Raw genomic sequence first — 3532 nt, forward strand, 5'->3', positions numbered from 1 at the left:
GCTGGGGGGTGGGTGAGAACCGCTGCCGGGCGATCACTTCCCGGAGTAAGTGCCCTGTGTCACCCGAACGCAATGTCGTGCGGAACCAGCCCGGGGTCGTCCGCGTCCAATGGGTATGAGGCTGAGCAAGTACTTGTGCGCTGTCGTGCTGATCGCCAGCGTGGCAGGGTGTCACAGCTCGACCTCCGCCGCGCCGCCCAGCCCGTCCGCCGACCCGGTCCTGCCGCAGGGCGGGCCCGTGCAGCGGCTGGCGGAGCTCAGCTACTCGGGCGGCTTCCATGCGCCGAATGCGCTGGCGCCGCCGACGGTTGCCGTGTACTCCGACGGGGTAGTCGTGTTCGGCGCCGCCAAGAAGCTCACACTCACGCCGGGGGCGCTCGCGGTGGTTGTCAGTGCTCTGCAACCGGACCTCGCGGGCCAGCCGGGGACGGTGTTGCAGCCGAAGGATGGGCACCCGATTCCGGACGCGGCGACCACGGCTGTCGGCGTGCTTCAACCGGGCGGCAAGTATCAACTCGTGCATGCACTAGGGCTTGCCGCCGGGCGCGAGGGCCAGTACCCGGTGCCGGTGGCCGATGCCTTCGACAAGCTCCAGAAGCTCACCACCTACGCCACCACGCCCTACACCGCCACCCGCGTCCGCTACGCAGTGCAGTGCCCGACGACCGGCGGCGCTTCTCCGGAGAAGCCGTGGCCGACCGCGCTGCCGCAACCGGGCGCGGGGCAGCCGGGCAACTGCCTTGAGGTGGACGTTGCCGACGGCGCGGCTGCCGCGGCCGTGCGCGCTGCATGCGTCGCTACTGCTCCCGATGGGCCGTCCGGGACGCCGCCGGGTGCGGTGGTGTATCGCGCGGCTAAGGGGCTGCGGATCTGTAGCTGGCGTTACGCGCTGCCGGATGAGGCCTGATGCTCGCCTCCCGGTTGTGGCGAGTGAGCCGTGGCCGCACCTGAACGCCCGGTCCGGCTTCGCCGGCGGGTAGCTCGGTGCCCCGCGTCATGGGGTGACGCGGGGCACCGGTGTTCTCGATACCGGTGTTCTCGATTTCGGTTCTCGTCGACTCCGGTGATGCCGACGCGGGTCGCCGGCACCTCGCGCGCCGCGTTCTCGCCCGCGTCGGGTGGCTCAGGTGAGACCGGGGCCGAGACCGACCCACTCGGGTAGCGCCTCGCACCGCTTCAGCCATTCCTCCGGGATGCCCGCCACCCCGACCCGCGCCGCGACGATCCCGCCGACGATCGCGCAGGTCGTGTCGATGTCGCCGCCGACGATCGCGGTGTCCCAGAAGGCGTTCTGGAAGTCGTTCGGATGCTTGGCCGCTACCCACAGGCAGAAGGGGACGGTGTCCGGTGCCGAGATGTAGCGGCCGTTGCCCAGGGACGCGGCGGCGCTGCGGGGGTCGGTGAGCGGCAGCAGGGCCATGGCGTTGCCGATGCCGTCGCGGACCAGGCCGGGCGGAGTGCGCTCGGCGATCTCGTCGAGGAAGGCGTGGCCGGTCAGGTCGGAATCGGCGGCCAGGGCGGCGGCGACGGCTACCGCGACGGCGCCCGCGACGCCTTCCGGGTGGGTGTGCGTGACCTCCGCCGATGCCGTCGCCTCGGCCACCACGCGGTCCAGGTCGGCTGAGCCGTACCAGGCGCCGAGCGGGGCCACCCGCATCGCGGCGCCGTTGCCCCAGGATCCCTTGCCGGAGAACATCCCCTCGGCTTGTTCGCGCCACTGCGCGCCCTCCTGGCGGATCAGCCGCAGCATGCGGTTGACGCCGGCGCCGTAGCCGCGGTCGAAGTCGTGGTGGTCGGCGAAGGAGTGGGCCAGCGCGTCCTGGTCGGCGCGGCCGTGGTCGCGCAGGACCGCCAGGACCGAGCAGGCCATCTCGGTGTCGTCGGTCCAGTACCAGGGGTCCGGCGGCAGCCGGTGGTCGGCCAGCAGCGGCTGGTTCAACGGGATGAAGTAGCAGGCGCCCACCGCGTCGCCCACGGCCAAGCCGCGGAGCGACGCGACGGCGCGGGCCAGGGAGCGGTCGTCGGTCATATTCCACTTCTTACCGCATGGCACACCACTAACTCACCCTGCTTCGGCGGCGTGCCGCACGCCGCTTTCCGAACGCCGGTCCGTGCGCCGGTCCGAGGACGGCCCGAGGACGGTCCGAGGACGGTCCAAGGACGGTCCAAGGGCCGGTAACCGACTCGTCTTCGTCGGTGGCATCTGCGATGATCGGGCCGGGAAGGAAACAAGTGACCAAGCTATTCGCCCCTTACCGGCCAATTCTGGCCATGCCCGGGGCCCGGGCGTTGTTCGTCGTCGCTTTCGTGGCGCGGTTGCCGTTGACCGCCAAGGCGATGGCGCTGACTTTGCACATCGTGCTGGACCAGGGCGGCAGTTATGCCGCGGCCGGGTTGGCGAGCATGGTGATGACGATCGGGATGGGCATCGGGTCGCCGCTGCTCGGGCGGATGGTCGACCGGCGCGGCCTCAAGCCGGTGCTCGCGCTGACCGGGGTGTCGGAGGCGATGTATTGGGTGAGCGCGCCGTTCCTGCCCTATCCGGTGTTGTTGGTGACCACGTTCGTGCTCGGCGGGCTGCTCGGCGTGCCGGTGTTCTCGGTGATCCGGCAGGCGGTCGCGGCCCGGGTGCCGGACGGGATGCGGCGCCAGGCGTTCGCCCTGGACTCGATGATCGTGGAGCTGGTCTTCATGGTCGGGCCGGCGCTGGCGATCGCGGCCATCACCTCGATGCACTCGGCGACCGTGACGATGGCGGTCATCGGACTGCTGACGGTCGGGTCGGTGGTGACGCTGTGGGTGCTGGACCCGCCGATCGGGGTCCGGGCCGAGGCCGAGGCCGACGGCCGGGCGGGGACCGGCGAAGGGGCCGAAGGCACCGAAGGTACTGAGGGAACCGCGGGTACCGGGCGCACCGAAGGCGCGAGGCGCCCCGCGCAGCCGGCGAAGATACCGCTGGCCACCTGGGTCCGGCCCGGCTTCGTGCTGGTGCTGGCCACCGGCATGGCGGCGAACCTGGTCCTGGCCGGGACGGACATCTCCATCACCGCGCTGCTGCGCCAGCAGAACGCGGTGAGCATGGCCGGGGTCTGCATATTCGCCTGGTGTCTGCTGTCGTTGATCGGCGGCTTCTGGCACGGCTCGACCGAGCGCCCCTGGCGCCTGCCGGTGCTGATGATGCTGCTCGGCGCCGGGACCATCCCGGTCGGCTTCGTCGGCCAGTACGGATGGTGGTGCCTGGCGCTGATCCTGCTGCCGGCCGGCTTCATGTGCGCGCCGACGCTGTCCTCGACGGCCGAGGCGGTCGCGGCGGCGGTGCCGGCCTCGGCGCGCGGACAGGCGATGGGATTGCAGGGCTCTGCGATGACGCTCGGCGGGGCGATCGGCGCGCCGCTGGCCGGGACGGTGGTGGACGCCTCGTCCCCGGCCTGGTCCTTCGCCACGACCGGTGCGATCGGGGTCGCGCTGGCCGCCGCGATGCTGGGCTATCAGCGGTTCGCGGCGCTGCGCGCGGAGCGGGCGGTGGGCCGGG

The 3532-nt window shown here is 71.8% G+C and carries 3 protein-coding genes; 2 read left to right on the plus strand and 1 reads right to left on the minus strand.

All coding sequences use genetic code 11. The annotated features are described in order from the left end of the window. The first annotated feature begins 115 nt into the window (after positions 1–115). Positions 116–907 (plus strand): hypothetical protein, encoded by a 792-nt coding sequence (locus KGQ19_RS48000; protein ID WP_212022240.1) that lies wholly within the window; start codon positions 116–118, stop codon positions 905–907. Positions 908–1123: 216 nt separating this feature from the next. Here KGQ19_RS48000 and KGQ19_RS48005 read toward each other — a convergent pair whose 3' ends face one another. Continuing rightward, positions 1124–2029: an ADP-ribosylglycohydrolase family protein gene (locus KGQ19_RS48005; RefSeq protein ID WP_212022241.1), complete on the minus strand. Its 906-nt coding sequence runs from the start codon at positions 2027–2029 to the stop codon at positions 1124–1126. A gap of 203 nt (positions 2030–2232) precedes the next feature. Here KGQ19_RS48005 and KGQ19_RS48010 point away from each other — a divergent pair. Continuing rightward, positions 2233–3532 (plus strand): MFS transporter (locus KGQ19_RS48010; RefSeq protein ID WP_212022242.1); only part of this gene is annotated, 1300 nt, incomplete at its 3' end.

This window comes from Catenulispora pinistramenti (genome assembly GCF_018274385.1).
In the GTDB taxonomy this organism is placed as follows: Bacteria; Actinomycetota; Actinomycetes; order Streptomycetales; family Catenulisporaceae; genus Catenulispora; species Catenulispora pinistramenti.